26 protein-coding genes are annotated in these 26,896 nt (G+C 44.5%); 8 read left to right on the forward strand and 18 right to left on the reverse strand.

The window, feature by feature from the left end:
- Position 1 precedes the first annotated feature (1 nt).
- The 3 genes from ACRD7A_RS05780 (at position 2) to ACRD7A_RS05790 (ending at position 2,988) form a co-directional block, all read left to right on the forward strand.
- Positions 2-1,009 (forward strand): PorP/SprF family type IX secretion system membrane protein, encoded by a 1,008-nt coding sequence (locus tag ACRD7A_RS05780; RefSeq protein WP_430810187.1) that lies wholly within the window; start codon positions 2-4, stop codon positions 1,007-1,009.
- A 76-nt stretch (positions 1,010-1,085) separates the two neighbouring features.
- Entirely contained in the window at positions 1,086-1,991 is a 906-nt protein-coding gene (locus ACRD7A_RS05785; protein WP_430810188.1) for a T9SS type B sorting domain-containing protein, read from the forward strand.
- Positions 1,992-2,010: 19 nt separating this feature from the next.
- Positions 2,011-2,988 (forward strand): PorP/SprF family type IX secretion system membrane protein, encoded by a 978-nt coding sequence (locus ACRD7A_RS05790; RefSeq protein ID WP_430810189.1) that lies wholly within the window; start codon positions 2,011-2,013, stop codon positions 2,986-2,988.
- Between the two features lie 70 nt (positions 2,989-3,058).
- Here ACRD7A_RS05790 and ACRD7A_RS05795 read toward each other — a convergent pair whose 3' ends face one another.
- Complete coding sequence (locus ACRD7A_RS05795) at positions 3,059-3,682, reverse strand: hypothetical protein (RefSeq protein WP_430810190.1); 624 nt, start codon at positions 3,680-3,682, stop codon at positions 3,059-3,061.
- 318 nt (positions 3,683-4,000) lie between these two features.
- Between ACRD7A_RS05795 and ACRD7A_RS05800 the strand changes: the two genes are divergently transcribed.
- The 3 genes from ACRD7A_RS05800 to ACRD7A_RS05810 all read left to right on the forward strand — a co-directional run bounded on the left by ACRD7A_RS05800 (position 4,001) and on the right by ACRD7A_RS05810 (position 6,066).
- Positions 4,001-4,456, forward strand: coding sequence for a peptidylprolyl isomerase (locus ACRD7A_RS05800; protein ID WP_430810191.1), 456 nt, complete (start codon positions 4,001-4,003; stop codon positions 4,454-4,456).
- 11 nt (positions 4,457-4,467) lie between these two features.
- Positions 4,468-4,842, forward strand: coding sequence for a DUF3127 domain-containing protein (locus ACRD7A_RS05805; protein ID WP_430810192.1), 375 nt, complete (start codon positions 4,468-4,470; stop codon positions 4,840-4,842).
- 69 nt (positions 4,843-4,911) lie between these two features.
- Entirely contained in the window at positions 4,912-6,066 is a 1,155-nt protein-coding gene (locus ACRD7A_RS05810; protein ID WP_430810193.1) for an MFS transporter, read from the forward strand.
- Positions 6,067-6,073: 7 nt separating this feature from the next.
- Here the strand turns inward: ACRD7A_RS05810 and ACRD7A_RS05815 are convergent, their stop codons facing one another.
- The 11 genes from ACRD7A_RS05815 to ACRD7A_RS05865 all read right to left on the reverse strand — a co-directional run bounded on the left by ACRD7A_RS05815 (position 6,074) and on the right by ACRD7A_RS05865 (position 18,136).
- Positions 6,074-6,967, reverse strand: coding sequence for a radical SAM protein (locus tag ACRD7A_RS05815; protein WP_430810194.1), 894 nt, complete (start codon positions 6,965-6,967; stop codon positions 6,074-6,076).
- Between the two features lie 379 nt (positions 6,968-7,346).
- Positions 7,347-8,192, reverse strand: coding sequence for an outer membrane protein assembly factor BamD (locus ACRD7A_RS05820; RefSeq protein ID WP_430810195.1), 846 nt, complete (start codon positions 8,190-8,192; stop codon positions 7,347-7,349).
- Positions 8,193-8,400: 208 nt separating this feature from the next.
- Positions 8,401-8,721, reverse strand: a complete 321-nt coding sequence (locus tag ACRD7A_RS05825; RefSeq protein ID WP_430810196.1) for a single-stranded DNA-binding protein — start codon at positions 8,719-8,721, stop codon at positions 8,401-8,403.
- 316 nt (positions 8,722-9,037) lie between these two features.
- Complete coding sequence (rlmN, locus tag ACRD7A_RS05830) at positions 9,038-10,081, reverse strand: dual-specificity RNA methyltransferase RlmN (protein WP_430810197.1); 1,044 nt, start codon at positions 10,079-10,081, stop codon at positions 9,038-9,040.
- Positions 10,082-10,083: 2 nt separating this feature from the next.
- Positions 10,084-10,749 carry a ferredoxin--NADP reductase gene (locus tag ACRD7A_RS05835; RefSeq protein WP_430810198.1) on the reverse strand — a complete coding sequence of 222 codons (666 nt, stop codon included), beginning with the start codon at positions 10,747-10,749 and terminating at the stop codon, positions 10,084-10,086.
- Positions 10,750-10,861: 112 nt separating this feature from the next.
- On the reverse strand, positions 10,862-12,391 hold the full coding sequence (gene gpmI / locus ACRD7A_RS05840) for a 2,3-bisphosphoglycerate-independent phosphoglycerate mutase (RefSeq protein WP_430810199.1): 1,530 nt from the start codon (positions 12,389-12,391) through the stop codon (positions 10,862-10,864).
- Between the two features lie 239 nt (positions 12,392-12,630).
- On the reverse strand, positions 12,631-13,932 hold the full coding sequence (locus ACRD7A_RS05845; protein WP_430810200.1) for a Gfo/Idh/MocA family protein: 1,302 nt from the start codon (positions 13,930-13,932) through the stop codon (positions 12,631-12,633).
- A 5-nt stretch (positions 13,933-13,937) separates the two neighbouring features.
- A complete protein-coding gene (locus tag ACRD7A_RS05850; protein ID WP_430810201.1) occupies positions 13,938-15,227 on the reverse strand; it encodes an SUMF1/EgtB/PvdO family nonheme iron enzyme in 1,290 nt (429 codons plus the stop codon).
- A gap of 124 nt (positions 15,228-15,351) precedes the next feature.
- Positions 15,352-16,272 (reverse strand): SPFH domain-containing protein, encoded by a 921-nt coding sequence (locus tag ACRD7A_RS05855; RefSeq protein ID WP_430810202.1) that lies wholly within the window; start codon positions 16,270-16,272, stop codon positions 15,352-15,354.
- Positions 16,273-16,304: 32 nt separating this feature from the next.
- Complete coding sequence (locus tag ACRD7A_RS05860) at positions 16,305-16,745, reverse strand: NfeD family protein (protein ID WP_430810203.1); 441 nt, start codon at positions 16,743-16,745, stop codon at positions 16,305-16,307.
- Between the two features lie 164 nt (positions 16,746-16,909).
- Positions 16,910-18,136, reverse strand: a complete 1,227-nt coding sequence (locus ACRD7A_RS05865; protein WP_430810204.1) for an L-serine ammonia-lyase — start codon at positions 18,134-18,136, stop codon at positions 16,910-16,912.
- Between the two features lie 162 nt (positions 18,137-18,298).
- Between ACRD7A_RS05865 and ACRD7A_RS05870 the strand changes: the two genes are divergently transcribed.
- On the forward strand, positions 18,299-19,519 hold the full coding sequence (locus tag ACRD7A_RS05870; protein ID WP_430810205.1) for a transaldolase family protein: 1,221 nt from the start codon (positions 18,299-18,301) through the stop codon (positions 19,517-19,519).
- Positions 19,520-19,635: 116 nt separating this feature from the next.
- Here the strand turns inward: ACRD7A_RS05870 and ACRD7A_RS05875 are convergent, their stop codons facing one another.
- Positions 19,636-20,169, reverse strand: a complete 534-nt coding sequence (locus ACRD7A_RS05875) for a DUF4494 domain-containing protein (protein WP_430810206.1) — start codon at positions 20,167-20,169, stop codon at positions 19,636-19,638.
- A gap of 225 nt (positions 20,170-20,394) precedes the next feature.
- Entirely contained in the window at positions 20,395-21,564 is a 1,170-nt protein-coding gene (locus ACRD7A_RS05880) for a BamA/TamA family outer membrane protein (RefSeq protein ID WP_430810207.1), read from the reverse strand.
- A 198-nt stretch (positions 21,565-21,762) separates the two neighbouring features.
- Here ACRD7A_RS05880 and ACRD7A_RS05885 point away from each other — a divergent pair, with 198 nt between their 5' ends.
- The gene (locus ACRD7A_RS05885) at positions 21,763-22,002 is read left to right on the forward strand and encodes an acyl carrier protein (RefSeq protein ID WP_430810208.1); all 240 of its coding nucleotides are present in this window, start codon (positions 21,763-21,765) and stop codon (positions 22,000-22,002) included.
- Positions 22,003-22,100: 98 nt separating this feature from the next.
- Here the strand turns inward: ACRD7A_RS05885 and ACRD7A_RS05890 are convergent, their stop codons facing one another.
- The 4 genes from ACRD7A_RS05890 to ACRD7A_RS05905 all read right to left on the reverse strand — a co-directional run bounded on the left by ACRD7A_RS05890 (position 22,101) and on the right by ACRD7A_RS05905 (position 26,892).
- On the reverse strand, positions 22,101-23,474 hold the full coding sequence (locus ACRD7A_RS05890; RefSeq protein ID WP_430810209.1) for a carboxypeptidase-like regulatory domain-containing protein: 1,374 nt from the start codon (positions 23,472-23,474) through the stop codon (positions 22,101-22,103).
- A gap of 178 nt (positions 23,475-23,652) precedes the next feature.
- Positions 23,653-24,621 carry a FecR family protein gene (locus tag ACRD7A_RS05895; RefSeq protein ID WP_430810210.1) on the reverse strand — a complete coding sequence of 323 codons (969 nt, stop codon included), beginning with the start codon at positions 24,619-24,621 and terminating at the stop codon, positions 23,653-23,655.
- 22 nt (positions 24,622-24,643) lie between these two features.
- A complete protein-coding gene (locus tag ACRD7A_RS05900) occupies positions 24,644-25,228 on the reverse strand; it encodes an RNA polymerase sigma-70 factor (protein WP_430810211.1) in 585 nt (194 codons plus the stop codon).
- A gap of 98 nt (positions 25,229-25,326) precedes the next feature.
- Complete coding sequence (locus tag ACRD7A_RS05905) at positions 25,327-26,892, reverse strand: LamG-like jellyroll fold domain-containing protein (RefSeq protein WP_430810212.1); 1,566 nt, start codon at positions 26,890-26,892, stop codon at positions 25,327-25,329.
- Between the last annotated feature and the right edge of the window lie 4 nt (positions 26,893-26,896).

Consider the following 26,896-nt stretch of genomic DNA (forward strand, 5'->3'; position numbering starts at 1 on the left):
TATGATGAAGCGATTATTGTTGCTCATAAGTTGTGTAGTAGCTTTTACTTCAGTGGGGGCTCAAAAGTACTATATTACTAATCAGTATGTTTACGATTTGTATTTAATGAATCCGGCAGCTGCAGGTTTCTACAAGGGATGCTATGAGTTTAGTGGTTATTACCAAAAGCAGTGGTTTGGCATGGAGCAGGCACCTACCACACAGGTTCTCAGTTTTCAGGGGCCTTTAACTCAAAAGCTGGGTATCGGTAGTTATTTTTATAACGATCGCAATGGTTTTTATAGCGAGTTGGGTTTGCAGGCCTCCCTGTCCTACGAGGTGATGTTGATAAAAGACCGTAAGCGCACGGCATCCATGACCTTCGGTATGTCGCTGAATGTGGAGCAGAGTGCTGTTGATCAGGGTGATCTTACGGAGGGCGCCTTTGATGATCCGGCGCTGAGTGGCGCCAACGAAAGCGGATGGGGCTTTAATGGCAATGCCGGTATGCTGTTTAAATACAACGATTATCATCTTGGTTTTGCAGTGACCAATATCCTGCCACAAAACAACAAGATGTACCAAAATGAATATGAACCCGAACTTACTTCCGATATTCATTTGCATGCGGGGACAACCTATAAAATTGCCGATCGAGATATTTTTCTGGAGCCATTGGTCATGTACCGCCGCAATATGCAGGTGAACAGTAAGCTCGATTTAACGGCCAAGGCCACTTTTCCAACGCCTGATCCCGATTTTTCATTTTGGGGATTGATTGCTTACCGCCGTACCATGGACGATCAGTTTGGTAAAAGTCTTGGATTGGGAACTACCGCTGGCGTTCAGTTTAATAACATTATTGTTGGACTTGAGTTTCAGGCGGGTTTAACAGGTGCACAGCGCGATTATGGAAGTGCCTATCAGTTGATCTTGAAATACCGTCTCTGTCGTGATAAATCTAAGGGAGCAATTCCTTGTTCTGAAGCAAGCCGACTCGAAAGGAGCAGGCCGTCGAAGCGACGATAGGAACGGGGAGGGTGTTTTTTATTGTTTAGTGACTTATTAATGCTATTTTTGATAGTCCTACGCACACTTAAACCTTATGCAAATTGGCCAGGCCATAGTCGTATGTATTCTTTTCTTTTCCTTCACTGCCCAAGGACAGGATAAGGTGTATGCCTATGATGATATGATTAAGGGCTTTGAAAACAGGGCTGTTAACATCCCCGTTTTAAATAATGATTTTGGCTTGACGAAGGGCATTGCCGGCTTTCGCATAAGCGAGCCAGCTGTGAACGGAGCGGCCATTATAGAGGATGATAACACCATCACCTTTATTCCCGATCGTTCTTTTGCCGGTAAGGATGAGTTTATCTACGAGGTGTGCAACACGGATGGCAGCTGCGATGAGGCCATTGTTTTTGTGGAAATTGAAGATGTGGACTTTATTCCTGAAGCGCATAATGATACTTTTACATACCTGCATGGTAGTGTTCTGCTTGTTGATTTTATAGCTAACGACCTGATAGAAGGGGATGAGCCCATTTCTATAAGTATCGAAGGCAAGCTATGGCAAGGCAATTATATTCTGAATGAGGATAACACTATGGAGTTATCCTTCGAGCGCCGATTTGTGGGTACCGACTCCCTTGACTATATTCTTTGTGATGCCGATAATGATTGTAGCCGGGCACGTATTATGATTGATGTGCGCCATAGTGGCGATGTGGCTTTTTACCTTCCCGAAGGATTTTCACCCAATGGCGATGGTATTAATGATACCTTTTTCGTGCCCGATTTCACTACCTACCGGGGGATTAGTATCAGCATAGCCGATGCATGGGGTAGCCTTGTTTATCAGCAAGATGATTATCAGAATGATTGGAATGGCGTGGCGAACCAGGGCCGAAATAAAGGGCAACACGTACCAGCGGGTACTTATTACTACTGCATTAATATCGAGGGTGTTTCAGAAACAATAACAGGCTTTGTATATGTGGCCAGGTAATTGCATATATAAAGTTTTGATGCATAGCAGGCAATTTTGTTTGTTCTGTGTGCTGCTCATGTCTCTGAATATATTTGCGCAAGGGGATGGGATCACCACGCAATATATGAATTCACAATTAATGATTAATCCGGCCTATGCCGGGGTGCGCAATGCCTTTAGTGTGCATCTGCTCGCCCGTCAGCAGTGGGTAGGCATGGAGGGAGCCCCTGCAACGTATTCCATCAGCATGCATACGCCCCTGAACGATCGTATGGCCTCGCTAGGTGCAAGTTTGCTCCACTATCAGAGTGGTCCCATCAACCACAGTGAGTTCAGTGCCATGTACAGCTATATGCTGCGTATTAATCATCAGCTGTTCCTCTCTTTGGGCCTGAGTGCGCAATGTAACTATTACCATCTTGGTCTTTCATCGCTTGAGTTAATAGAGGAGAATGACCCAAGCTTTATGCACAAGTTTGGTAATGGCGTGAAGCCTAATTTTGGTGTGGGAGTGTTTTTGTTTTCCCCACACTTTTATTTAGGTCTTTCAATGCCTAAGGTCATGAATAGCAGACTGAAATTGAAAGAAAATGATGCCCTGGTGCTGGAGTCAGTACACACGGCATATCTCACATCGGGTTATGCTTTTAGTATCAATAAGAGTGCTTATCTAAAGCCTTCTTTTGTTGTTCGTTATCGCAGCCAGGCAAGCCCCCTGGGGGATATGAATATTCAGTTTATGTATAAAAATATATTTTGGCTGGGCACATCTTATCGCACTAACGATACCATGGCAGCCCTGGCAAATATTCAACTGGGTGAGGCTTTAAGCGTGTGTTATTCTTATGATTTTGCCATTGGCAATAGTCCTCGGTTTGGGAGTGGCACTCATGAGGTGGCGCTTGTTTTCGACAGCCATAAATTAATTAAGCGTAACCGTGACCGACAATTCAGGCGTAAAAAAGTGGCAAAAAAGGAGGAGAACAAAGCCCTGCATTCCATACGTTATTTTTAGATAAAAAAAAATGCCGGGGTTGCCGGCATTGAGTTATTGAGTTGTCATGAATTTATTGTTTGAGCGTGTACTATCTTAGCGCCATCAATATGTTATTATCAATTTCTAATTCAATGGTTTTAATACCTTCTACAATACTAAGCTCCATGCTGTATTTATAGAGGCTGGTCATCCATCCTTCCAGCTCAAGTGTCTCATCAGTTGCGGCCATCAGGTATTCGGGCGAGGTGCTAAAAAATTCATCCAGACTGGTCATCCATGGTTCAATGTCAAGCGGATACTCTTCAACCACATTGCTGGCTCTTGGTGCGTTTTTGTCATTAGAGGCCAATAATTCCTTTTCTTCAAACTGATAGCTGTCCATGCTTGTCATCCAATCCTCAACTGCTGTATCGTAATCTTCAGTGTTGTACGACGACAAGTCCATCATCCACTCTTCCAAGGCAATTTCTTCATTTTCTTCCAATGTAATGTAGTTTTCTAAGTCTGTCATCCAGGCTTCTGTTTCCAGTTGGGGTTCTTCAGCGGCAAAGCTCTGCATATCGGTCATCCATGCCTCAATACTTAATTCCATTTCGTAATCGGGTATATCAACAGCTATTGGATTGGCATTCAGGTTAAAGCTCATGGTAAGAACAAGAAAGAATACACTTGAAACAACTACTGCGCGGTTTACTCTACTTAAAGTTTTCATGACAATGTTTTTTAGTAATTAACAACGCTTCAAGTACTTCAATTGATGTGCCGAAATTTGTAAGTGCCTAATAGATAGCAACTAGGGTGTAATAAGAGATGAATTAATCTTTTATTATTGACCGCATGCGTAACAGTAGGGTGTTCGAAAGTGAACAGGGATGCATTTGTAAACAGGAATTTATGGACACCGGATGTCGAATGGACTTTATTTGGGTTGTGATGCTTCAACAATTTATCGTACTTTTGCTTGTTGTAAATGCATATTGGCGTATGTATTGATGCAAAAAACAATTAAAGCAGTAAATAAATAGTAGATATGAAAACAGCAGAAATTCATACGGAAAAGGGCATCATGAAGGTGGAATTCTATGAGAATGATGCACCCAAAACAGTAGATAATTTTATTAAGCTTGCCAAGGAAGGATTTTACGATGGCTTATCTTTTCACCGGGTGATACCTGATTTTGTGATTCAGGGAGGTTGTCCTCATTCACGCGATAAGAGTAGTCCAAGAGCCGGAACAGGAGGTCCCGGATATAGCATTGATTGTGAGCTGGATGGTGATAATCAATATCACGATCGCGGTGTTTTGTCCATGGCACATGCAGGACGTAACACTGGTGGATCGCAGTTTTTTATATGTCACGGACGTGAAAATACCCAACATCTCGATCGTCAGCACACTTGCTTTGGTAAAGTGGTTGATGGTTTGGATGTGATAGACGATATTCGTCAGGGAGATGAGATAATTAAAATTGTAGTAAACGAATAGTAGCCCGTAGTATGAATTTTGAAATATCAGGAAGCGTCATCGTTAAGGATGACATACAGGAAATAAGTGCCAGCTTTAAAAAACGTGAGTTTGTGATAGAAGTTGTGAATGAGCGCAATTCAGATTGGAATGACTTTGTTAAGTTTCAGCTGACTCAGGATCGATGCAGCTTATTGGATCCCATTCAGTTGGGCGACCAAATTAAAGTAAACTTCAATATTCGTGGTCGTAAGTGGGAAAAGAATGGTCGTGTGAATTATTTCTCTAACCTGGAAGCATGGCGTATCGAGAAGGAGGAGGCAGCTTTGCCACCCGATGCTCCTGCGCCTTCATTCAGTGAAGCCGATATACCGCCGGCAAGCCCCGAAGAAGACTTGCCCTTCTAATAACATACAAATCCTGAGCCGTCCGGTTCAGGATTTTTTTATTCCCAATTATGGATTAATATACCGGAAATGACACGAAGCAATGAGAAGTTTCAGATGGGAAAGGTGAGCCTGCTTACCTTGGCTCATTTTTTTCACGATGTTTACACCGCTTTTTTAGCACCACTCTTACCGTTACTGCGCGACACGATGGGCATCAGTCTTACTTTCGCGGGTTTGTTATCCGTTGTGCAACGTTTGCCTACACTGTTTAATCCACTAGTGGGTATGCTTGCCGAACGCACCCGGGCCCGCTATTTTGTTATCTTCACACCGGCTCTCACAGCCATAGCCATGAGTTTAGTGCCAGTGGCACCCAACAAAATTACCCTGGTGTTTTTAGTGCTGTTGAGTGGTGTTAGTAGCTCTTTTTTTCATGTGCCCTCACCAGTGATGATGCGCAAGGTATCCGGCAAGCGTGTGGGTATGGGTATGAGCTTTTATATGGTGGGTGGAGAGCTGGCACGTTCGGCAGGTCCCGTAGCAGTGCTGGGTGCCGTTGAGCTATGGGGCTTGCAGGGTGTCACCTATTTTATCCCCACCGGCATATTGGCTTCTACTTTGCTTTACTTCAGGTTGAAAGATATTGCTATTGCTGAGGATGTACATAGTGCCGGGCGACTGGAGTACTTAAAAACTTTTCGTAATGTATTTCCACTGGTGGCCAGTATTGCGCTGATTATAGCTTTCCGGGCAGCCATGAAGTCGGCGCTTACTTTCTATCTGCCCATATTTTTGAAGAGTAGGGGCGAATCCTTATGGTTTGCCGGTATTGCTTTGTCCATATTGCAAGCAGCAGGGGTGGTAGGTACTTTTTTTGCCGGTACCATATCTGATAAAATAGGTCGTCGTAGCACTTTACTGATAGCATGTGTGGGGGCACCCGTATTTTTTTACGCCTTTTTATACAGTGGAGGATGGCTGCAAATAGTCATGCTGATAATCACCGGGCTATTTGTATTTTCTACCGGCCCGGTGTTTCTGGCCATTGTTAATGAATATAAAACGCAGCACAATAACTTTGTTAATGCCGTGTATATGTCTACAACCTTTTTGATTGGGGCGGTAATGGTTATGCTGGTTGGCTTAATGGGCGATTATCTTAGTCTTGAGCTGACTTATAAAATTGCCGGTGCACTTGCTTTTCTGTCGGTTCCAGTAGTGCTTCGTATGCCAAAGAAGTAAGCTCCTATTAAAGGCGCTTACTTTCGTTCAGATGGGGACTGGGCACGTGAATGGTGTGCTCTATGATATGATCCAGTTGCTTGATAAAGCGATCCTTATCACGGTTTAGTCCGCCTTTAAAAACCAAATAGTTAGAGGCATGGTCACTCCTGAATACGGTTTGCTCCAGTTCGAGCTTACTCAGAAGCAGCCGCATCTCCTTGAGCATTTCTAGCTGCGATAAAGGTTCAAAATTGGCATTTACCCGTGCTCTAAAGTGCTCATATCCATACGGGAAAGAGATCACCAGCAAGGCCAGTATGTCGGGCTGTATCTTGTTTAATAAGGCGGCCGACGAAAGGGCATGATTCAATGTGTGTTGCTTGCCACCCAGCCCATTCAAAATCATTACCGATAGCCTAAAGCCTGCCGCTTTGGCTTTGATGCACGCCTTGGCTTGTATCTCTGCTGATACACCTTTGTTCATGAGTTTTAGCACTGCATCATCGCCTGACTCCAAGCCGATGTATAGTAGATCTAGTCCGGTGGCTTTAATTTCATTAAGTTGTTCGGGCGAGAAACGCATTAATTCACGCGAGGAAGCGTAAGTAGAGATGCGTTGTAGGGCCGGAAAACCTTCCTTGATGAGCTTAATAGCCTTTAGCATGGTGTGGTAATCAACTGTAAAGAGATCGCCATCGCCAATAAAAACCCGCTTGGTGGCAGGATACATACCGGATAAAAGAATGATCTCCTTCTTGATGGTACTCAATGATTTAACAGAATACGACTTGCTGGTGTACATTTCGCAAAAGTTACACTGATTCCATTTGCAGCCATGCGTGATCTGCAAAATAACTGAATTCGCCTCCGAAGGGGGGCGGAATACGGGTTCGTTATAAACTAAAAAAGACTCGTTCATCAGTACAAAAGTAATAAAACAAAGGCGATAAAGGAGCACGTTTTTATGGGCTCGTCCTTTTTAACTTGGGTTGGTGAACAGATACGGCAAAATAGATGCTTCGAAGTCCTTTAGAGTCAGCTCACAATTTTTATTTAGCAAGGCACAATGATTTCACAATTTTTTCAAAAAAGAAGATGAAGCAGTTAATTTGTCCTTCAATGTTTAAAATTGAAACTCTCGCTTATTTTGAGCATTTAGTTTACCTAAACTCTTAATCAAACCTTGAATTCCCATGCTTTCTCAGTTGGTAAAGTTTCGTGTTTGATTGAGCGCAATAATAAATATCCGTTTTTTACTGGGTAACCGTTATGCTTCAGTATGCTTTAAATGAGTTATATTACTTAGTATTCAATGCGCCTCCCCGTTTTCGCTCGTGCAAAATGCCATCGGTCGAGGCGGCAGCCTTTACTTTTTCTATCTCATCTTTAATGTGTTGAATTTCTTTCAGTACAAAAGAAATTTCATAGCCGTCGCGGATGGCTTCTTTGTCGAATTTCTCCATGACGATGTAGTAGTATTTTTTACCGCGAAACTGCACTTTCAGTGACTGGTCGGCATTGCTGGCAATAAAATCGATGACCCCATTGTCTTTGCCATCTTTAAAATTAATTACCTCCCAATGGTTTTCGCCGTCTTCGAAATGGCGGTTGTTAAAACCATCCTCAGGTACTACTTCACTTAAGACATTGTTACCGCTAAAATATACTTTTATTTGATCGTGATAAATGCGCTCGGTGCCGGTATAACGACTTGATATATAAAAGTTACCCTCCAAATCAAGGTGAGCCCGCAAGTAGGTGCGTGCATAGGAGTTCTCGGGTTTCTGACGCTTATGAATCAGGATCTTTTTCTTGCCGTAATCATCCGAGATAATAAAATTTTTCATTAGCGGATTTAACTCGGCTTCTTTTAGGTGAAGCATGCTATCGAGGAAGGCCATGCTTTGCTTTTGTTCTTCTATGCGAATCTGTCGCAGCAGATCCTGCCCCCTTGTGATAAACTCAATTTGACCAGGATAGAGCTCTTCTATGGAGTCGATTTCCAGCTTCGCATCATTAAATTTTTTACCGGCAAACAGTTGCTCGGCTCTTTCAAGTTTTTCCCGAGCCAATTCTTCTTTGTTGGGGCCACAAGCTGTTGCTGTGAAAATGATTAAGGTTGTAAAAACAAGTAGTGCCTTCATTGTAATTAGTATTTGCTACTCAAAAATAAGAAGAAATTTTGAGCTTATCGCACGATGAAGGCTACTACACTAAAGACACAAGCTATACTTTGGGTAGTTGATAACAGTAATGCAGCTGAGTTTCGTAGAGGGTACCAAAGCTATTTGGGTCTATTTTCCCAAAGTCGCCTGTGTTTCGCGTTGTTTGTAACGGGTGTTTAATGTAAAGTCAATTGAGTAGCTCCAGATCTTTTACGGTAACGTGGGTAGATGCTTTAATGCTGCCATCTTTCGACTGATAACCCTCGCTGCCGGGTATTCCCTCAATCAGTACTTTTTTGCCTTTTTTCAGGAACTCAGCGATTTTTGTGCTCTGGTTTTCGTTACGCCACATCGTGGCTCTGATCCACTCAGTGCGCTCTACCTTTTCGCCCTTGGAGTTTTTGTAATCCATGGAAACGGCCACATCAAAATTGATGGCTTTTCGGTTTCCCACATCTTTTATTTTGGCATCGTTGCCTACTGTGCCATTTAAAAATAATTTTAACATCTTTCTCAGATTTAATTAGGAATAATATTTCCAATAAAGTTACTGAGTGCTGTAATTAAAGTCAACTAAATGAGGATGTTGATTGGTGATAATCAGTGTTGTAGTGAAGGTGGCTTTTCTATTGGGCCTTACTCCAATGCTTATCGGATGACAGCGTAGACAACTGATCATTTTGTCATTCGATAAGGCTCAAGAATACATTCGACGTATAGTAGTATGTTTTGAAAGCTTCCTATTAATAAGCTCTTTACGGAGCGGTTCATAGATAAGTGCCTTATAATAGAGAACCGTTCCGTAAAATATCATGAAGGCTCTACTAATGATCCTTTTGTCCTTCTTCGGCTATTAGTTTTTTTGTAGACAGCAGACCGCAGGCCGCGTAAATGTCTTCACCACGCGATTTGCGGATGGTGGTGGTAATCCCTTTCTGCGATAGCTTGTCGCGGAACATTTCCATGGTCTTGTAGTCGCTGCCCTGCAGAGGTGAGTTGGGTATGGGATGAAAATGAATCAGGTTAACACGGCATTTTATGCCATTGAGCAATTGTAACATCCCTTTAACGTGCTGTGGGCTATCGTTCACGCCTTTAAACATGATGTATTCGAAGGATATGCGACGCTGGCGGCCAAAATCATAATCTTTCAGTGCGGCTACTACTTTTTCGGCCGTGTACACATTTTCGATGGGCATTAACTGTTTTCGCTCTTCATTAAAGGGCGAGTGCAGGCTGATGGCAAGGTGGGCTTCTGACTCTTCGATGAAGCGGCGCATGGCAGGTACTACGCCAATGGTGGATACATTGATACGTCGCGGACTCCAGCCATAACCCCAGTCGGAGGTGATGATTTCCAGACTTTTCATCACATTATCGATGTTATCCATGGGTTCGCCCATGCCCATGTACACCAGGTTGGTCAAGGTATCACGTTCAGGCAGACTGGCAATTTGATTTAGAATTTCGCCGGTGCTCAGGTTTTTCTGAAAGCCTTGTCGTGCAGTCATGCAGAAGAGACAGCCCATTTTGCAACCCACCTGCGATGATAAGCACAGTGTATTGCGCTTCTCTTCGGGCAGATAGGCTGCCTCGATAAATTGTTTGTCGTTGGTCTGAAACAGGTATTTTTTGGTGCCATCCACCGATTCCTGATAAGATTGGGGCGGCGTTAAGCCCATTTCATATTTTTCATTGAGCAGTATGCGGGCTTTTTTCGATAGGTTGCTCATCTCATCAATGGTGCTCACATGTTTTTGATACAGCCAGTTGGCTATCTGCTTGGCTGTGAAGGCCGGTAGCCCCAATTCACTCACAACCGTTTTTAACTCACTGAGTGTTTTCCCGTATAATGCCGCTTTGCTCATCTCTAAAAATATATTTCAGCTACAATGTTATCAAATGGTACGCCCCGGGCAATTAATATCTCCCGCACATCAATCACCATCTCTGAACCACCGCAAAGATAGTATTTATTATTGGTCGGTAGGTTTTCAGCCGTCTGCAGATAATTGGTGAGGCGACCGCTGTTTACTTTCTCACTGCTTTCTGTGGTGCAGAAACGCAGGTAGTTCTCGCCCAGCTCTTGCTCAAAATAGTCTTGAAAGTAAAATTTATCAAGGGTGCGTGCGCCGTGCAGCAAGGTTATATCATTGGCCATGCCTGATTTGGCCAGGGCAATAAACGGAGCGATGCCGGTGCCTGTGGCAATCCAGGTAGCGGGTTTTTCCTGGCACAAAAACTTGCCGAAAGGATCCGATCTGTAAACCGTTTGGCCAGCTTCTATCTGCGACAGGGGAGGTGTTAGTTCTCCCATGGGTTTCACATCAAATAATATGCTCAAATAAGGATCATTTTGTCCGGAGGCTATGGAGTAGAGGCGAGGCTCATCATCGGTATGCAAGGCCAGCGCGATTACTTGTCCGGCCTGAAAATTAAAGTTACGTTCCAGTTTAATGCAGTGTACGCCATCGTTTAGCACGGTGTTGCTGATTACTTTAGTGGCTTTTAATGTTCTGCGTTTTTGCGTCTTCATTGTATTGGTTTTGTATGAAACATCGCTTGCTGATGATTGTTTGCCATGCCACGAAAAAACAAAGGCAACCCTTGTCAGAGTTGCCTTGTTTCAAATTAATATGCTTGTCTGCTTATTTCAGTTCGATCAATGCTTCACCCGTCATATCAGCGGGTTTTTCAACATCCATTAAACGCAACAATGAAGGGGCTACATCGGCCAGGATACCATCTTTTACGGTTCCTTCACGCTCTGTTACCCAAATAAACGGAACCGGGTTAAGAGAGTGTGCCGTGTTGGGCGATCCATCTGCATTAATGGCATTATCTGCATTTCCGTGGTCGGCAATAATAATGGCTTCGTAACCGTTGGCCTTGGCCGCTTCAACAGTTGCCTCCAGGCACTCATCAACCGCCTTTACCGCTTTCATAATGGCATCGTACTCGCCGGTGTGTCCCACCATATCGCCATTGGCATAGTTAAGTGCGATAAAATCATATTTGTTCTGATTCAGTTCAGCCACGATCTTATCTTTCACCTCATAGGCGCTCATCTCGGGTTGTAAGTCATAGGTAGCTACCTTGGGTGAGTTCACCAGAATGCGGTCTTCGCCTTCGTAAACGGCTTCGCGACCCCCGGAGAAGAAGAAGGTAACGTGTGCATATTTTTCAGTTTCGGCAATGCGCAGCTGCTTAAGGCCGTTGTTGGCCACCACCTCACCAATAGTATTGGATACATTATCCTTGTCAAATAATATGTGCATGCCTTTGAAAGTGGCATCGTAAGGTGTCATGGTGCAGTAATGCAAAGGAATGGTGTGCATACCTTCTTCGGGCATATCCTGCTGTGTTAGCACCTGCGTGATTTCGCGGGCACGGTCGTTGCGGAAGTTAAAGAATACCACCACATCGCCCTCCTGAATGGTGCCTACCTGCTTGCCATTGGCATCAACATGGCTGATGGCCTTGATGAATTCGTCAGTTACCCCTTCGTTGTAAGATGCCTCAATGGCAGAAAGTACGTCGGTAGTAGCGGTGCCGGTGCCTTTTACCATTAGGTCATAGGCTTCTTTTACACGCTCCCAGCGCTTATCGCGATCCATGGCGTAGTAGCGACCAATTACTGATGCCACCTGACCACCTGACTGCTTCATGTGTTCAAGTAACTCTCCCATAAAGCCTTTCCCGCTCTTGGGGTCGGTGTCGCGTCCGTCCATAAAAGCATGCACAAAGGCACGCTCTTCAATGCCATATTCTTTAGCGATGTCCAGCAATTTATACAGGTGCTCCTGGCTGGAGTGAACGCCACCTTTAGAGAGCAAGCCCAGGAAGTGAATGTTTTTACCGTTTTCTTTGGCATAAGAATAGGCCTTAACCACTTCGGGGTTTTGAGCGATGCTGCCATCTGCACAGGCACGGTTAATCTTAACCAAATCCTGATAAACAACACGTCCGGCACCAATATTCAGGTGTCCCACCTCACTATTTCCCATTTGACCGTCGGGCAATCCTACGTTCTCACCCGAAGCTTGCAGCTTTGAGTTAGGGTAATTTTTTACGAGGCTATCAAAATAGGGTGTTTCACCGGTGAAGATACCGTCTGCCTTAGAGTGATCTCCGTATCCCCATCCATCGAGGATAATCAAAATCGTTTTCTTGCTCATCTGATAATATTTTAAACTTTTGTGTATTGACTCAATTATGGTCTGTTAAAACGGCGCAAAAATAACTAATTTAACAGGAAATGAAAAGGAATGACTGCGTCGTCTGACCTTATTCAACTATCTAAAAGTAAACAAGCAATGGCTCGTATGGTTTATGGGGCATAAAGTGAGAAACGTTAAAAAAGTCTAATGTTAACAAGGCTTCGTGCCAAAGTGAGGCGAAACGGCTCTTTGGTTTATTACTTACCCGGTGTGGGTACCGACTTGTCTATGTCTATGTCACCCATCACAAAGTGCTTTGGCCCTAGCTTCAGGTCACTGTTGAGCATTTCGTCCCAACTGACTGTTTTACCACTGTAGGCCGATACACGTCCCATGATTGCAGTTAAGGTGGCTTCGGCAATATGCTTGGTTTCGTTGATGGGTTTTTTGTTGCGTATAGCACTTACCAGATCGATGTGTTCCTGAGTAAAGGCGCGCCAGAAGAAGTGCCAACGATCTTTTTCCTGTGCTTCCGTCAGTGGATATTTCCATCTCACCTCACCCTGCGGATTGAAGATGGTGTTTTCGCAATTGGTGTAGCCATTGGTGCCCCGCAAATGGTCGCTCACATTGGTGTCGCACCCGTTAATCTGACGGCACATACTGTGTACATGCACCCGGTTGGGATACACATAATCTACGCTGAAATTATCGTATTGATCGCCCGTTGTTCGTCGTTGCCGGCTGCCAAAACCCGTTGCTTTTTCGGGTGTTGCGCCAATGTACCAGTTCATCAGATCCAGATTGTGAATATGCTGCTCTACAATGTGATCGCCCGATAGCCAACACCAATTGACCCAATTGCGCAGCATGGCTTCCATTTCGCTCCATTCAGCATGGGGATTTACATGCCATAGCTTGCCTTGGTTATAATAGCAGTTGCCTGCGGTAATTTCGCCAATGGCTCCTTGCTGTATTTTTTGATAGGTGGCCAGATAATCTTCCTGGTGCCGCTTGATGGTGCCGGTAACTACCGATAGTCCCATCTCCTGCGAGCGTATGCCGTTAATGAGGATGCTACGCACACCGGCAGGATCAACAGCTATGGGTTTTTCCATAAAAATATGCTTACCGGCTTTCACCGCTGCTTCAAAGTGCTGTGGCCTGAAAAAGGGAGGTGTCGCCATTAGCACAATATCAACGCCTGCATCAATCACTTTTTCATAAGCATCAAAGCCCACAAAGCATTTCTCTGAATCGATCTCAATACCCCTTTCTTTTTTCAGGTTGGTGCGGCAGTTCTGTAGTTTATCCTCAAACACATCGCCCAGAGCCACCAGTTCCAGTGAAGGTCCGGCATCCAGAAAATTTATGGCAGCGCCTGTTCCCCTCGCACCACAGCCAATAAGTCCGGCCTTCAGTACAGGGCCATCGGGTGCCGATGAGGGCAGGGGCGTTGCCCGGTTAGATTGACGACAGCTGAGGGCGCCGGCAGCCAGGCTAAATCCGGTGGCCAGCAGACCTTTATTGATAAAATCGCGACGATTATGCTTGTTCATAATGATTATTTTACGTTTGTCGGATAACTTAATACTACCCTAAATCCCACATCGTTACAGTCGGAATACCACCAGATGCTTTTGGGTATCTGCGGATCGGTCTTTAGCCAGTTATCATGTTGGGTTGGCTCTCGCATGGAGGGCGATAAGGTATTTGGATCTGACTTGAACGATCCGCCTTTGATAACAAATTCGTTGCTGCCCTTACTGTAAACATCGCTACAGAATTCCTTGACGTTGCCAAACAGGTGGCGGGCACCAATGCCATCGGCTTCCACCGCCTGTGGGGGTAGGGTTGATGTACCGTTGGTATTCACATATTGCGTGTCTGGTTTAAGTTGGGCAAATGCTTTGGTGGCAGCGTATTCCCATTCGGCTTCGGTGGGTAAGCGGTATTTTTTACCTGTTTTTGCTGATAGCCATTGGCAATAGACTGTAGCAGCATGGTGTGTCATGGTAATGGCAGGGCGCTGGCCAAGTCCCCATCCTTGATCGGGATTACCCCAGGGAGGTGTGGCGCCCGAAATACCGTCCAGTTTTGTATTTTCGCTTCGCCCTTCCGCCTCTGTTTCGGATAAAAATAGGAGATATTCATCCCAGCTGACTTCATTGGCACCCATATAAAAGGGCTTAATGGTATTAGGGCTTTCATCCTGCAGACTGTCCACTGCAATCATGTCAAAAGCAATGCCACTGCCCGGTAGGGTTTCTGTAAAGGCAGTAAAGCCGGTAATGGTGGCTGCCTGCTGGTAGAGTGTATCTTTTTTTTCCGGATTTGTGATAAAGGTCAGGTTGCTTCCCGGCTTTTGCGGCTTGCCGTGTCCGGTATTTGTATGGCAGCGTATGCAGTGCATTTCATCTTGATGCTGCATGTAATGCCAGTGAGCCTGTTCTCCACTTTTACTCAGCCCAGCCGGGAATAATTCGGGATGACAGGCGATGCACGAAGTTTTAAAAGTATAGGGATGGGTATCATCTGCCCGGCGTTGCTTCCAGCTGTATTCGCTGGTGTCTTTAAAATGATAGGCGTATAGGTCGCGCAGTCCTGCTTTTACCTTTTCGGCATAATGCCTCTGTCCCTTGGGTGGAAGATGGCAGTCTACGCATGAGGCATGGGCGCATTGAAGGGTGTCGTTGTGCATGGATCCGCGCCAGCTCTGGTGAGCATGCTCGTGCGCATGGCAACTGTTACAATAGGTATCGGTCGATGTGTATTGGTCGGCTTTAATAAATAAAAACCGAAGCAATACGCCAAGTATGCTTAGCATTATAAGGAAGCTGACACCCTTTTTCATATCCAGTGGAAATTTTAGCGCAATGATAAGAAAGAAATTGAGCTTTCAAAAACTTTTATTATTCTGGTGGAAACAAAAAAGCGAGCCCGGAAGAGCTCGCATGGTATCACCTAAAGTGTTAAATTTATTTTTTAGTCTGATCTAAAACGGATGTTGCCGTAGCAATGATGCTGGATATATCCGACATATTTGAGGGAATAATCATGGTGTTGTTAGTTTGAGCCAGTTTACCAAACTCACTCAGGTATTGCTCGGCTACGCGCAGGTTGACGGCATCAATACCACCCTTTTCGTTAATGGAAGAGGCTATCTCCCGAATACCTTTGGCAGTTGCTTTGGCAACAAATTCAATCTCGGCCGCCTTACCTTCTGCTTCGTTTATGCGTTTTTGCTTTTCACCTTCCGAGCGTGCAATAAGTTCTTGTTTATCACCCTCAGCTACATTTATTTTGGCTTGTTTTTGACCTTCCGACTCGGCAATCATCGCTCTTTTCTCGCGCTCGGCACGCATTTGCTTTTCCATGGCATCCTTAATGCTTTGCGGAGGCGTGATGTTCTTTACCTCGTAGCGGGTTATTTTAACGCCCCATGGATCACTTGCTTTGTCAACCGCTTCAACAATGCTGGTGTTAATAGTTTCGCGTTCTTCAAATGTCTTATCCAGGTCGAGGCGGCCAATAACACTACGCATAGTGGTCTGGGCTATTTGTATGGCCGCAAAGCCGTAGTTATCGATGCCATACGATGCCTTTTTGGGATCGATGATTTGCAGGTAGAGTACACCGTCTACTTCAACTGCGATGTTGTCTTTGGTGATGCATGATTGTGAGGCCACATCAATAGCAGCTTCCTTTAGGGTGTGTTTGTAGGATACCTTGTCGACGATGGGCATTAAAAAATGAAAACCGGCCGTGAGGGTGCCGTTGTATTTTCCCAGTCGCTCAACGATATAGGCCGAGCGCTGTGGCACTATTTTTATACACGACAAGAGGATGATAAAAACAATAATGCCAATGATGATGAAAACGATACTTTGTGCTTCCATAGGATGAAATTGAATTAGGGGTTATTTGATTTTTAGTAAGGCTCTACACATAGCAGGAGCCCTTCTTTTTTGATGATTTTCACTTTGGTGCCGGCTGCAATTTCGGTGGTGGCCGATGCAGACCAGGTAGTGCCTTTAAATTCCACTTTGCCATCGGCATCCGGAGCGATCTTTGCGACACATTCGCCGGTATGTCCTATAAACTCTTCATCGGGGTCTTCTACCGTAGGGCTTGTTTGATAAAGCTTCTTGAGCAGGTAGGAGCGCAGAAAGATAAGAGATAATACCGAGGACATACTGAAAATGATAAACTGTACAGCCAGAGAGGGCTCGAAGAGATAGACACATAGCGCTGTAATCCATGCTCCAATTCCGAAGAATATGATGAATACCCCGGGGATTACAAATTCGAGGAGCAGCAGGGCGGCGCCGGCGATAAACCAGATAACCGCTACATTGGATAGTACTTCCATGGGTTAATAAGTAATGGATTTGGTGAAATAAAAGTAGCGATTATTGCTTGCATAACCAATGCCGGTAATAAAAAAGCACCATATTTTTTGCGGTGGCTATCGGATAACTGAGTAATTACTTATGTACTCAGTTATCCAGTAAAACCTATTTATTAGTTCAAAGGCTAGGAGTTTTTCATGATATTGCGTGCCTGGTGAAAGACTGCCAGTCCGCCGGTGGATGTCTCCTTATAAATATTGGGTAAGTCATGCCCCGTTTGCTTCATGGCTTTCACCACTTCATCAAAGGTAATGCGATGGCGTCCATCGGATAAAAGCACATAAGTGTTGTGGTTAAGGGCGCGTGCAGCAGCAAAGGCATTTCGTTCGATGCAGGGTATCTGCACCAGCCCGGCAATGGGGTCGCAGGTCAGTCCCAGATGGTGTTCAAGACCCATTTCGGCCGAGTACTCAACCTGGTAAATAGTACCTCCAAATAGTTGGGTGGCCGCTGCTGAGGCCATGGCACAGGCCGTTCCCACCTCACCTTGGCAACCCACTTCAGCACCCGATATGGAGGCGTTGTACTTTACCAGGTTACCAATTAAGCCGGCCGTAGCCAGGGCTCTCAAAATTTTCTTGTCTGAGGTAGCATAATAGCTTTCAACAAACTTAAGAACAGCCGGTAGCACTCCGCTTGCCCCGCAGGTGGGTGCTGTTACAATGGTGCCTCCGGCAGCATTCTGTTCCGATACGGCCAGCGCATAGGCAAATATCATGGAGCGTCGTTCCATGCGTCCGCTAAATGTTTTAGCCTTGGTGTAGTACGATGCGGCTTTGCGCGGCAGCTTGAGTGCGCCGGGCAGTACCCCTTCCTCGTCAAGTCCTTTTTTAATGGCTGCACGCATTACTTTCCACACCTTGGCCAGGAAAGGCCATATCTCGGGGCCTTCTACTTCTTCAACATATTCCCACAGCTGTTTGCCATTCTCCTCGCACCACAGCAGTATGTCGCTCAGTGTGGTTAGTTCGTAAATCGTTTTTGTTTCTTCCTGAATAAAGTCATCAATAACGGTTCCGCCACCAATGCTGTAGGCTGTCCAGCGATCAAACTCTTTTCCTTCCTCGTTATACGCATAAAAAGTAAGCGCATTGGAATGCCGGGGCAAAAATTGGTCGGGCTTCCACTCAACGCTCAGAGGCAGGTTTTTCTTTTGAAATACCTGCTCAATGGCATAATCGGTAAGGTGACCTTTGCCTGTGGCGGCCAGGCTGCCAAATAAAGTTACTTTATAGGCGGCGGCACCGGGCTGTCGCGCAATAAACATTTCAGCGGCCTTTTTGGGTCCCATGGTGTGGCTGCTCGATGGGCCACTACCGATCTTAAATATTTCTCTTATCGATTCCATCATAACTATGACTGTTTAAGGGTCGTGTACCTTAGTTGAGGTAAACGACTACCAATCAGCAAAAGTAGCATAATTAACAGATATTTACCATTATTTACTGCCCGTCACTCAGCTTGAAATCATTAAGATAATGCTATACATTTATAAGTATTAAACCCTTGCACTATGAATGATCTGATAAGCAATCTATTGATTTGCGATTTGGCCGCTACGTTTAAAGATGAGGATGCTGTTGCCAAGCCCTCGGCTTATTGGTCTGCCTTTTTGTCAAAGGGCAGTCACCTGTGGATGGATACGGGCGATATCGCGCAGGCACTGGCCTTGTGGAGTTCAGAGTTTTCTGCTCTTACCACCAATAATACCCTCTTAAATAAGGAGGTGCAAAAGGGAGACTACGATCATCTTTTTGTCCCTTTGGCTGAAGCCGCTAAGCATCTTGACAGAGAAGCGCAGGTGCGGGAGATTGCTTTTGCCATCAATGCGATTCATGGTCTTCGGTTGGTGCACATATTTGGTAGTAAAGTAAGTGTGGAGTTGCACACCGATTATGCGCACGATGTGGAGGGGACCTATCAGGGCGGTATGCGTCTTCATAAAGTATGCCCAAGTCATTTTATTGTAAAGGTACCTTTTACTGCGGCAGGTTTAATAGCGGCACGTCGACTGCACGAGGCCGGGGTGCCTGTTAACCTGACACTTGGTTTTAGTGTGCGTCAAAATGTGATCGCAAGCCTTGTGGCACGACCTGCCTATTGCAATGTTTTTGTGGGGCGTATTGGAGCCTATTTCGAGAATAATAAGCTTGGAGATGGAGGCACAATTGGTGAGAAGATAACACGTGAAACGCAGCTGTGCATGCGAAAAGTAAATGACCGGGGTTATGCTACTACCCGTTTAATAGCCGCAAGCATCCGCACGGTTGAACAGTTGCTGACATTGAGTGGCTGTGATGTGCTTACTGTACCAAGTGTTGTGGTGAAGGCAGCAGCAGAGGAATGTAAACAGCCCAACGTGCAGCTTACTCAAAGTAATGACCTTGGGCCAGATAAGGATTTGACTAAACGCTTTAACTTGAAGCACCTGTGGCAGATTCATAACCGGGAGAAGGAAGTGGCTTTACATGCCCATAAAAAAGTACCTGATAGCCCGGCCAATCTGATTGATATGTTTCATCACTACGGCTGTCATGATATTTTTCCTGTACTGAGTGCTAATGAACACGCCTTTTTGCGGCAGGATGGTAAAATACCTGTTCATAGCCGTTGGGCAGATAAAATGGAGCAGTATCAGGTGGGTATTGACAGCTTATTGAATATGGCTGGTCTTTATGCTTTTATGGAAGATCAAATGCAGCTGGATGCTAAAATAAGGGAGGCGCTAAGTTAACAGGGGCGGAGTTTTGAAATGAGATGCCAAGACTATAAGGTGCTGAAAAATAGGGCTCAGAACTTTATGGTCTTGGCGTGAATCTTAAATTTCATCTAACTCTTTCGGGTTACGAGTTAGGCCTCGTATTCCTCTGTCTCATCAGTAGTTTCGGTGGCCGCCTCGTTACTTGTGCCCATGGGTTTCAGGTGAGCAGGTATTTCCTCATTTACTTCATCGCCTTTAAAATATGGGAAGAAATCAAGGATGGGGCTTTCGGCAATCATATTGATATCAAAATCAACAGTCATTCCTTGCATGCCCTCATGTATTTTGTCAAAAGCATCCTTAACGTTGCTGGCTAATACTAAAATCTGGTTACTCACTTTCTTTTCCTTACCCGATTTCTCATCCACCGAAGCATAAGATATTTTGCTCTTATACCACATATCTCCATCCTCGTTTTCAAATATCTCGGTATAATTGGCTTTGCGTATATTGGTGACAATAAACTCACCCCGAATCATTGATTCCATCTCCTTGTAGATGCGCGATTCGGCTTCGGTAAACGAGACGGCATCAATAAGATAAGTTTCACTTACCTTTTTTTCTTTGCCCGATTGTTCATCTATTTTCTCGTATTTTACTTTGCACTCAAATAAATTCTGCATGATATTTTATTTTTTATGGGACAAAGATAAAACAGAAAGCCTGTTGCCAAAATCATATCGTTTAATTCGATGGAAAAGAATAAGGGTTGCTGTATCGATGGCGATGTAATTGCCCCTAAGTGTTTATTAATGAGTGTAAGGAGAGGGGTTTTTTAACGAGATTTGAATCCTCCTAATACTGAATACTTCAATATAAGCTACTTTAGGGCTAGCCTTGTTGGCTATTTAAAATACCTCGGTGAAAGTAACGTAAAACCCATTTTCTCCCTTCGCCCATCCATAGTCAACGCGCACATTCATTCGGGGTTGTAGTTCTGTGCGCAGGCCAATGCCGGCATTGGGCAGCCAGTTTTCAAAATCATTGACAGAGGGCGCCACCGATGCGGCACCCAGCCATAGCGCATAGCCCCAGCGGCTGTCGTAGTTTCCGCGTTTATTTAGTTTCTTTCGCTTAAACATATGACGGTATTCAACTGTGGATAATAGCATGTTATCATCCCTAAAGCGTCCCATGGTATAACCACGCATATTATCCAATCCGCCCAGCATTGACTTATCGGTCCATGGAATGCTGCCGCTAAGGGCAAAGCAGCCTTTCACCTGCCAGGCCAGCGTACGGCGTTCGCGTTTAATGGTCTTGTACTGTCTGTAATCCAGGTCAACAGTACTATAGCGCGTGTCGCCTCCCAAAAAGCGCGAGTAGGCGGTGAAAATAGCACTGATAAACATTCCTTTATAAGGATTTTGTACAAAATCACGTGTGTCGTAACTCAGTTCAATACCCAGTCCCGTGTTAAAAATGTCGGTTCCATCCTGCAGCACATCATCATCCTGCTGCATCCCTTGGTTTAGGTCGAAGGCTCGTGTGCGATTGATATCGATAACAGCGCCTACAAAGAGTTGTTGGCTTGTGCGAAACATCACACGTTGGAAGAAGCGCCAGTAATTGCGGGTGTATGCTGTGGTGCTGTCTGATTTGGGAATGGTATTGCCGTTATTGTATCCAACGCCAAAGTAATTATCGGGCATGTTACGTAACTGAAACTCACCAATTGTACGTATTTTATCTTTTTTCCAGTAGATTACATTAAGGGCTCGCACCGAAAAGGAGCCGTTGGAGCTATAGCCCACCGAGAAGGGCACTGACGATAGGTTAAGCAGTTTATCCTGATGGGTCTTGAAAGTAATTAAGCCGCCTCCTGATAGTAAAAACTGCGTTTCGGGAGAGTAAGACGGCCCCAGATAGGGTAACAGTTTGAAGGACCGTTTTTCTACTTTGGCAAAGCGCAGTGAATCAATATTGTTGAGTATGATATTGCCAATTGTGTCTTTCTGGGCGATGCTGAGCGGGGCAGCTGTAATAAATATAAGGGTAATAAAAAGCAGCTTTCTCACAGTTAAATATTTCAGTGGCGTTATCTGCGTCAAAGTTAGTGAGAAAAAAGAAAAGATTCTCACTTTTTTAATCGTCTACTGATCAGTTGATTAAGGCTTTTGTTTTTCTAGGCTTGAACTTTTTTTAAAAAAATTCAATTTTTTAATACGTATGAACAAACTCAGAGTTGTCATAGGAGAAACAAAAACAAAATAGATATGAATGCTAAAGCGATTAGGCGTAATTTATACAAGGTTTTAAGAAGAACCGGCGTGCCTAAGAACCGGATTAGTGAAGAGGCTTCGCTGCGTGATGAACTATTTGTTGATGAGTTGGACATGAATTGTTTCTTGTTTTATCTAGAGACACGCTTTGACGTGGCCATCCAAAATGATGAGTTACCACAATTAACTTCTGTTAAGTCTACCATAGACTACTTACAGAAGCACTGTGCATAGGATTTTTTCAATGACCAATCCCACAAGGTTGTTTCCAAAACGAAGACTTTAAAACCACTCATTTTATCGTCCCATCAACAATTTTTGGAAACAGCCTTTTATTTTTTGAATACACTTTCCAATGCTTCATCCGGCCGGATGATATTATAGTCTTTCCAGAACTCCTGGTCAGTTTCTGTGATTTGATCGGACAGCACATAATTTGATTTGTAGCGCTCAGAGGGCTTGAACTTATACTGTTTATTGATTTCGCAATCGCTTATAAGTAATTCGCTCACTGCTGTAAACACTGAGTTAATACGCTGTCTTTTATCGTTTATTTTAATCACCACTTCACCTCTCACACGGTTCACAATCCACTTTGTGTTAAGGGATCGATAGTCAATGAAGTAAGTGGCTTGTAGGGGTTTTACCTTTATTTTTCCTGATGTTTTTCGGATGAGTGTTTTTCCACTGCTTTTAAGCGCTTTTCGTGTGAGTTGAAATTCACTGCGGAGCAGGGTGAAGTGTTGGGTATGAACATATAATATACCACTATAAAGCAAGTCGCCATTATCGTTGATAGGGCGGAATCTTATCTTATAAACCAGTTCGTCGTTTAACACTGCCATACCATCGTAGACATATTTGTATAACTGATTATCATCTGGGTAAAAGTCCTGATAGCGTGCAATATCGATGCGTGAAAATTGAAAAGGACCCCCTTCGAGTTTAAAATCAACGAAGTTCATTTGCTGCAAGTCGTTCTTTTTACGCCCTTTAATAAACTTTACACGTTCCAGGTTGGCCGGGCGCATATATCCGGGTTTCAGGATGTGGACAATGGCTTCTGATACCTGAACGTAGTGGCCATCCTGCTGTATTGTCTCACGGAAAAATCCTTCCAGCAGGGTTTGTTCATCGAAGTAATTAAGGCTCTGATGGCTGCGTACCTTGTCAATTATGATATTGGGATCTTTATAGCTTACTTCAACTTCTGCCAGCCTGATGGAGGTAGGGTGCATATGAACCTCAATAAGTGAGTCATTACCGGGGATAGTCAGTGTATGCGAGTTGTAGCCCAGAAAGGAAAAGGTGAGCTCCTCCCCGGTGTAGGAGGGTGGCAGCTTAAATTCGTACTGCCCCTGGCTGTTAGTAATCGATCCAAGCGGCTTGCCGGCAACGGCTATGTTGACCAGTGGCAATGGCTGATGATCCTGTGCATCATAAACGGTACCCGTAATTACCAGTGACTTTTTCTGTATTTCCGGCGCTTCTTTTTCACCAATGATGATTTGTCCATTTAGAAAGCTGATCTCTACCTTGTGATGCTTAAGTACTTCTTGCACTATGTGCAGGGCATGTTTATTCGTAATATTTACATTAACCAGGCTATCGTGTGCAATGGCATTTACATCATAGGCAATGGCAATATTGGTTCTATTGCTGAGGGTGTCAAAGAGCGCTTCGATGGAAATAGAGTCGATCCTCACACTAGTTATTTGTGCTTTACACAGGGGCAGAAAGCATAAGAAGTAAAGGCACCAACACGTTTTACTTATGATATGCTTTTTCATTCGCAGGATAGAATAGGGTTGTTATCAGCTATAATTTCAGGCTATACAAGGTAGCCTTTTTCTTTTAATAATTGTAGGCATATACGATACTAATTTAGTGCATACGATGAATATAATATACCTTGTTTTGTTTGGTGTATTCCAGATTAAAGGTCGTACAAACCGATTGCAAGACGTGCTCCAGCGAGTGCTGACTAAAGTTACCGTTAAATAGTTTTTCATCAGCATCAATGCCGTCGTTGAGCTGAATTGTAATGTGATAGCTAGACTCTATGGTGCGAAATACCTCGTGCAGGGTTGTATTGTCAAACTCGAGCTTTTGCGTTTTCCAGGCTTGATAATTGTCTGATTTCAGTTTGTGTTTAGTTAAAATTTTCGAGTGGTTTGAATAATTAACGGCATCACCGGCGGTTAATATTATATTGTCATCGTTAATGCGCGAGTCTACACGGACTGTACCACTGGCTACCGACACCTCGCTGTTATTGGCTCCTTTGTAGGCTTTCACATTAAAGGAAGTACCTAATACTCGAATATTAAGCTGTTTCGTTTCGATGATAAACGGCTGTTTGGGGTTGGGTGTCACATCAAAGAAAGCCTCACCCTCAAGTTGAACAATGCGTGATGTGCGCTTGAATTTTTTGGGGTAAGTCAATGTGCTGCCATAGTTCAGATCTACCTTGCTGCCATCGGGCAGGGTAATTGTTTGTGTAGCCTGCGCTGTAGTAATGCTCATGGTATGCCTGTTGTTGTACAGGGTAAAAAAGAAGGTGCCCACCAATAAAACTATCACAGCGGCGGCAGCCGACACCATAGTCATGCGGCGAAACAGAGGTTGTTTTGAACTTAGCTGTGGCTTTACCTTATCCCATGCGCCATTGGTGTCGATGCTTTGTAGTGCCTGGGCATAATGGGCATCACCCCACAGCTTTCTCATCTGTTTCTCAATGTTAGGATTGTCCGCCAGTTGATCCTGTAGCTGCTCGTGTTCGGCCTTGCTCAGCTCCCCTGATACATCTTTGGCCAATAGGTGCCAGTTAATATTGTTATCGTTCTTCTTCATGGCTCGTTTCTTCAGTGTTACATTAAAGCAATAACAGCAGGGTAATGCCTGCCAGCAGCTGCTTTTTTAAAGGCTGTAACTGTTCGCGTAAATATTTTAGCGCCTTGCCCATTTGTACTTCTACTGTTTTGGGCGAAATGTTGAGTTTTTCAGCAATCTCTCTGTATTTGAGACCATCCATACGACTCATCTTAAATATTTTTTGACGCTGCTCGGGCAGTTCGTCAATTACCTTGTTGATGCGCTGCAGATATACGTTTTCGCTAAAAGACATTAATATCGCATCGTTATTATGGGCCTGTTCTTTCTCAAAGGCTCTTACTACTTGCCGGTGTTTTAGTTCGTTGGTACACCTATTGCGCACTGTTACCACCAAAAAGCCGCGTAAAGACCTAATATCTAACTTTTTTCTTTTTTCCCACATCTGAACAAAAACACTTTGTACAACGCTCTCCGACAGGTCTCTGTCAATTAGGTACTTTTGGGCCAGCAGCACCAGGTGGGCATAGTAATTCTTAAAGACTAATTCGAAAGCCTGTTCATCGCCTTCTTTAATCTTGGATAAAAGCACTGCATCCTGTATGTTACCGCCAGACTGTGTGGTCATCTGCAATGGGTTTATTAAAGGACATTTCGAAAGAATTTTTCCCTTACCCAATTTACATATTTTTTATGAGCTGCCTAGTGTTGGTGGTGTAATAGTATCTAATCCAGCCATTTGAAAGTAGTGATTAGAGCGGCGTGGTCAGAAGGGAAGCCTTTGGGGTGTTGGTCGATGATGGCAGCATCTTTTGCCTGCAGCTTATCGCCCTTGAAGTATATATAGCTGGTTCTGTTCTTCATAATGGTACTTAACCTTGGCGAGTGGGTATAACCAAAGTGTGTAGTTTCATCGGGGTGGAGCAGTCTGAAGGCGTCACTAAAGCCTTGTTCTTCCATCATTTTGCTTACGGGATAGGCTATACTCAGTCCGTAGTTGTGACGCGCATTGGCGCTTGTCCAGTCTAGGTGGGAGCCACTGCTGAAGTTACCCCCCATGATGATGGGCGTGCTATTGGCCTCTTTAATCCGATGCTTCAGCTCGCTGAGTATAAATTGTGCCTCACGGCCGCGAGTCTCCGTTTCTTTAAGCACAATGGAGTCGGCATGGGCTGATCCTGATTGTATATATTCCGACATATCCGGTTCTTCGCTGAGGCTGATAGGGCATGCCAATAGGGTGTGGTCAGCGTCCAGCAGTAGTTCAATGCATCCGCTTTTATCGGCCTGAAATAATGGGTGGCTGTTGCCAAAGGGAAAACGGCTGAGCACACACAGGTTATTGCTGCACTGATACAGTCGGTAGTTGATCGCATCAGCAATGAGCACGCCGGTGCTGCCGCTCTCCTGAAGAAAAATCAGGTCGGGGTTGGCTTGTTTAATGAGTGTGATGATGCGCTGCGGTCCCACGTAGCGTCCGTCGTGTGTACCACCCTCCCAAAGATTCCAGCTCATCACCTTCAGTTCCTTCTTTATTTTATTGTGCCTGAAGGGTTTATTAATGCGCTGCTTGTATAGTGATCGTATTGTGTTTTCATCAAGTACTTTAGACCAGATATTTAGCTCGTCAATCCGACCATTAAAAAGGTCTTTGGGTGTACGCTGCCGTCCATTGGTGCCAATGTGTATAAAAGGCGTATTAATGTGTAATGCACTTTCAGGTAGATGGTAGATAGCTACGTTTTTACCATCGTAGTAAAGGCGTGTTTCGCGTCTGGCAAAATCATTGGTCAAAGCTAAAAGGTGCCACTGTTCGTCGTTAATGCGCTGTTTTGCTGTGGGTTTGTACTCCCAGGTGTTGTCGCCGTCACTATGAATCCAAGCCCATGCTCCATTGCTTTGTGTTTCTATGGTCCAGCCTCTAGTGCCTGTTGAGTCAGAACGAGTATGCGACAGGATGGTGTAGGCCTCCGGGTCTTCAGGGTGCTTTTGTACCCAAAATGCAAGGGTGTAGCCGGCATAGTCGTTGAGTGAAAAATTATCTTTCAGCTTAATGGATAATGCCTGACGGTGACGAGCTGTAAGCGACAGGTCGAGGCAGGTGTCTTTTGATGAGTGTGCATAAGCTACTGCTTGCGGGCCATAGATGGCCGTTTTGACCATTCCCGTGTTCTTTAACGAATTGTTAAAGGCATAAGCAATTAAAGGCTTACTAACCGATACTTTATTCTCACAGGCAGCCAGGATTGTGAGCAGGAAGGCTGTGAGCAGTAGCTTTGTTATAACATTCATACCA

The sequence above is a fragment of the Carboxylicivirga longa genome (genome assembly GCF_050589825.1).
GTDB classification, from domain to species: Bacteria; Bacteroidota; Bacteroidia; order Bacteroidales; family Marinilabiliaceae; genus Carboxylicivirga; species Carboxylicivirga longa.

Coding starts and splice junctions, on each gene's coding strand:
- ACRD7A_RS05780 (WP_430810187.1), top strand. CDS start 2: ATGATGAAGCGATTATTGTTGCTCATAAGTTGTGTAGTAGCTTTTACT.
- ACRD7A_RS05785 (WP_430810188.1), top strand. CDS start 1,086: ATGCAAATTGGCCAGGCCATAGTCGTATGTATTCTTTTCTTTTCCTTC.
- ACRD7A_RS05790 (WP_430810189.1), top strand. CDS start 2,011: ATGCATAGCAGGCAATTTTGTTTGTTCTGTGTGCTGCTCATGTCTCTG.
- ACRD7A_RS05795 (WP_430810190.1), bottom strand. CDS start 3,682: ATGAAAACTTTAAGTAGAGTAAACCGCGCAGTAGTTGTTTCAAGTGTA.
- ACRD7A_RS05800 (WP_430810191.1), top strand. CDS start 4,001: ATGAAAACAGCAGAAATTCATACGGAAAAGGGCATCATGAAGGTGGAA.
- ACRD7A_RS05805 (WP_430810192.1), top strand. CDS start 4,468: ATGAATTTTGAAATATCAGGAAGCGTCATCGTTAAGGATGACATACAG.
- ACRD7A_RS05810 (WP_430810193.1), top strand. CDS start 4,912: ATGACACGAAGCAATGAGAAGTTTCAGATGGGAAAGGTGAGCCTGCTT.
- ACRD7A_RS05815 (WP_430810194.1), bottom strand. CDS start 6,967: ATGAACGAGTCTTTTTTAGTTTATAACGAACCCGTATTCCGCCCCCCT.
- ACRD7A_RS05820 (WP_430810195.1), bottom strand. CDS start 8,192: ATGAAGGCACTACTTGTTTTTACAACCTTAATCATTTTCACAGCAACA.
- ACRD7A_RS05825 (WP_430810196.1), bottom strand. CDS start 8,721: ATGTTAAAATTATTTTTAAATGGCACAGTAGGCAACGATGCCAAAATA.
- rlmN (WP_430810197.1), bottom strand. CDS start 10,081: ATGAGCAAAGCGGCATTATACGGGAAAACACTCAGTGAGTTAAAAACG.
- ACRD7A_RS05835 (WP_430810198.1), bottom strand. CDS start 10,749: ATGAAGACGCAAAAACGCAGAACATTAAAAGCCACTAAAGTAATCAGC.
- gpmI (WP_430810199.1), bottom strand. CDS start 12,391: ATGAGCAAGAAAACGATTTTGATTATCCTCGATGGATGGGGATACGGA.
- ACRD7A_RS05845 (WP_430810200.1), bottom strand. CDS start 13,932: ATGAACAAGCATAATCGTCGCGATTTTATCAATAAAGGTCTGCTGGCC.
- ACRD7A_RS05850 (WP_430810201.1), bottom strand. CDS start 15,227: ATGAAAAAGGGTGTCAGCTTCCTTATAATGCTAAGCATACTTGGCGTA.
- ACRD7A_RS05855 (WP_430810202.1), bottom strand. CDS start 16,272: ATGGAAGCACAAAGTATCGTTTTCATCATCATTGGCATTATTGTTTTT.
- ACRD7A_RS05860 (WP_430810203.1), bottom strand. CDS start 16,745: ATGGAAGTACTATCCAATGTAGCGGTTATCTGGTTTATCGCCGGCGCC.
- ACRD7A_RS05865 (WP_430810204.1), bottom strand. CDS start 18,136: ATGATGGAATCGATAAGAGAAATATTTAAGATCGGTAGTGGCCCATCG.
- ACRD7A_RS05870 (WP_430810205.1), top strand. CDS start 18,299: ATGAATGATCTGATAAGCAATCTATTGATTTGCGATTTGGCCGCTACG.
- ACRD7A_RS05875 (WP_430810206.1), bottom strand. CDS start 20,169: ATGCAGAATTTATTTGAGTGCAAAGTAAAATACGAGAAAATAGATGAA.
- ACRD7A_RS05885 (WP_430810208.1), top strand. CDS start 21,763: ATGAATGCTAAAGCGATTAGGCGTAATTTATACAAGGTTTTAAGAAGA.
- ACRD7A_RS05895 (WP_430810210.1), bottom strand. CDS start 24,621: ATGAAGAAGAACGATAACAATATTAACTGGCACCTATTGGCCAAAGAT.
- ACRD7A_RS05900 (WP_430810211.1), bottom strand. CDS start 25,228: ATGACCACACAGTCTGGCGGTAACATACAGGATGCAGTGCTTTTATCC.
- ACRD7A_RS05905 (WP_430810212.1), bottom strand. CDS start 26,892: ATGAATGTTATAACAAAGCTACTGCTCACAGCCTTCCTGCTCACAATC.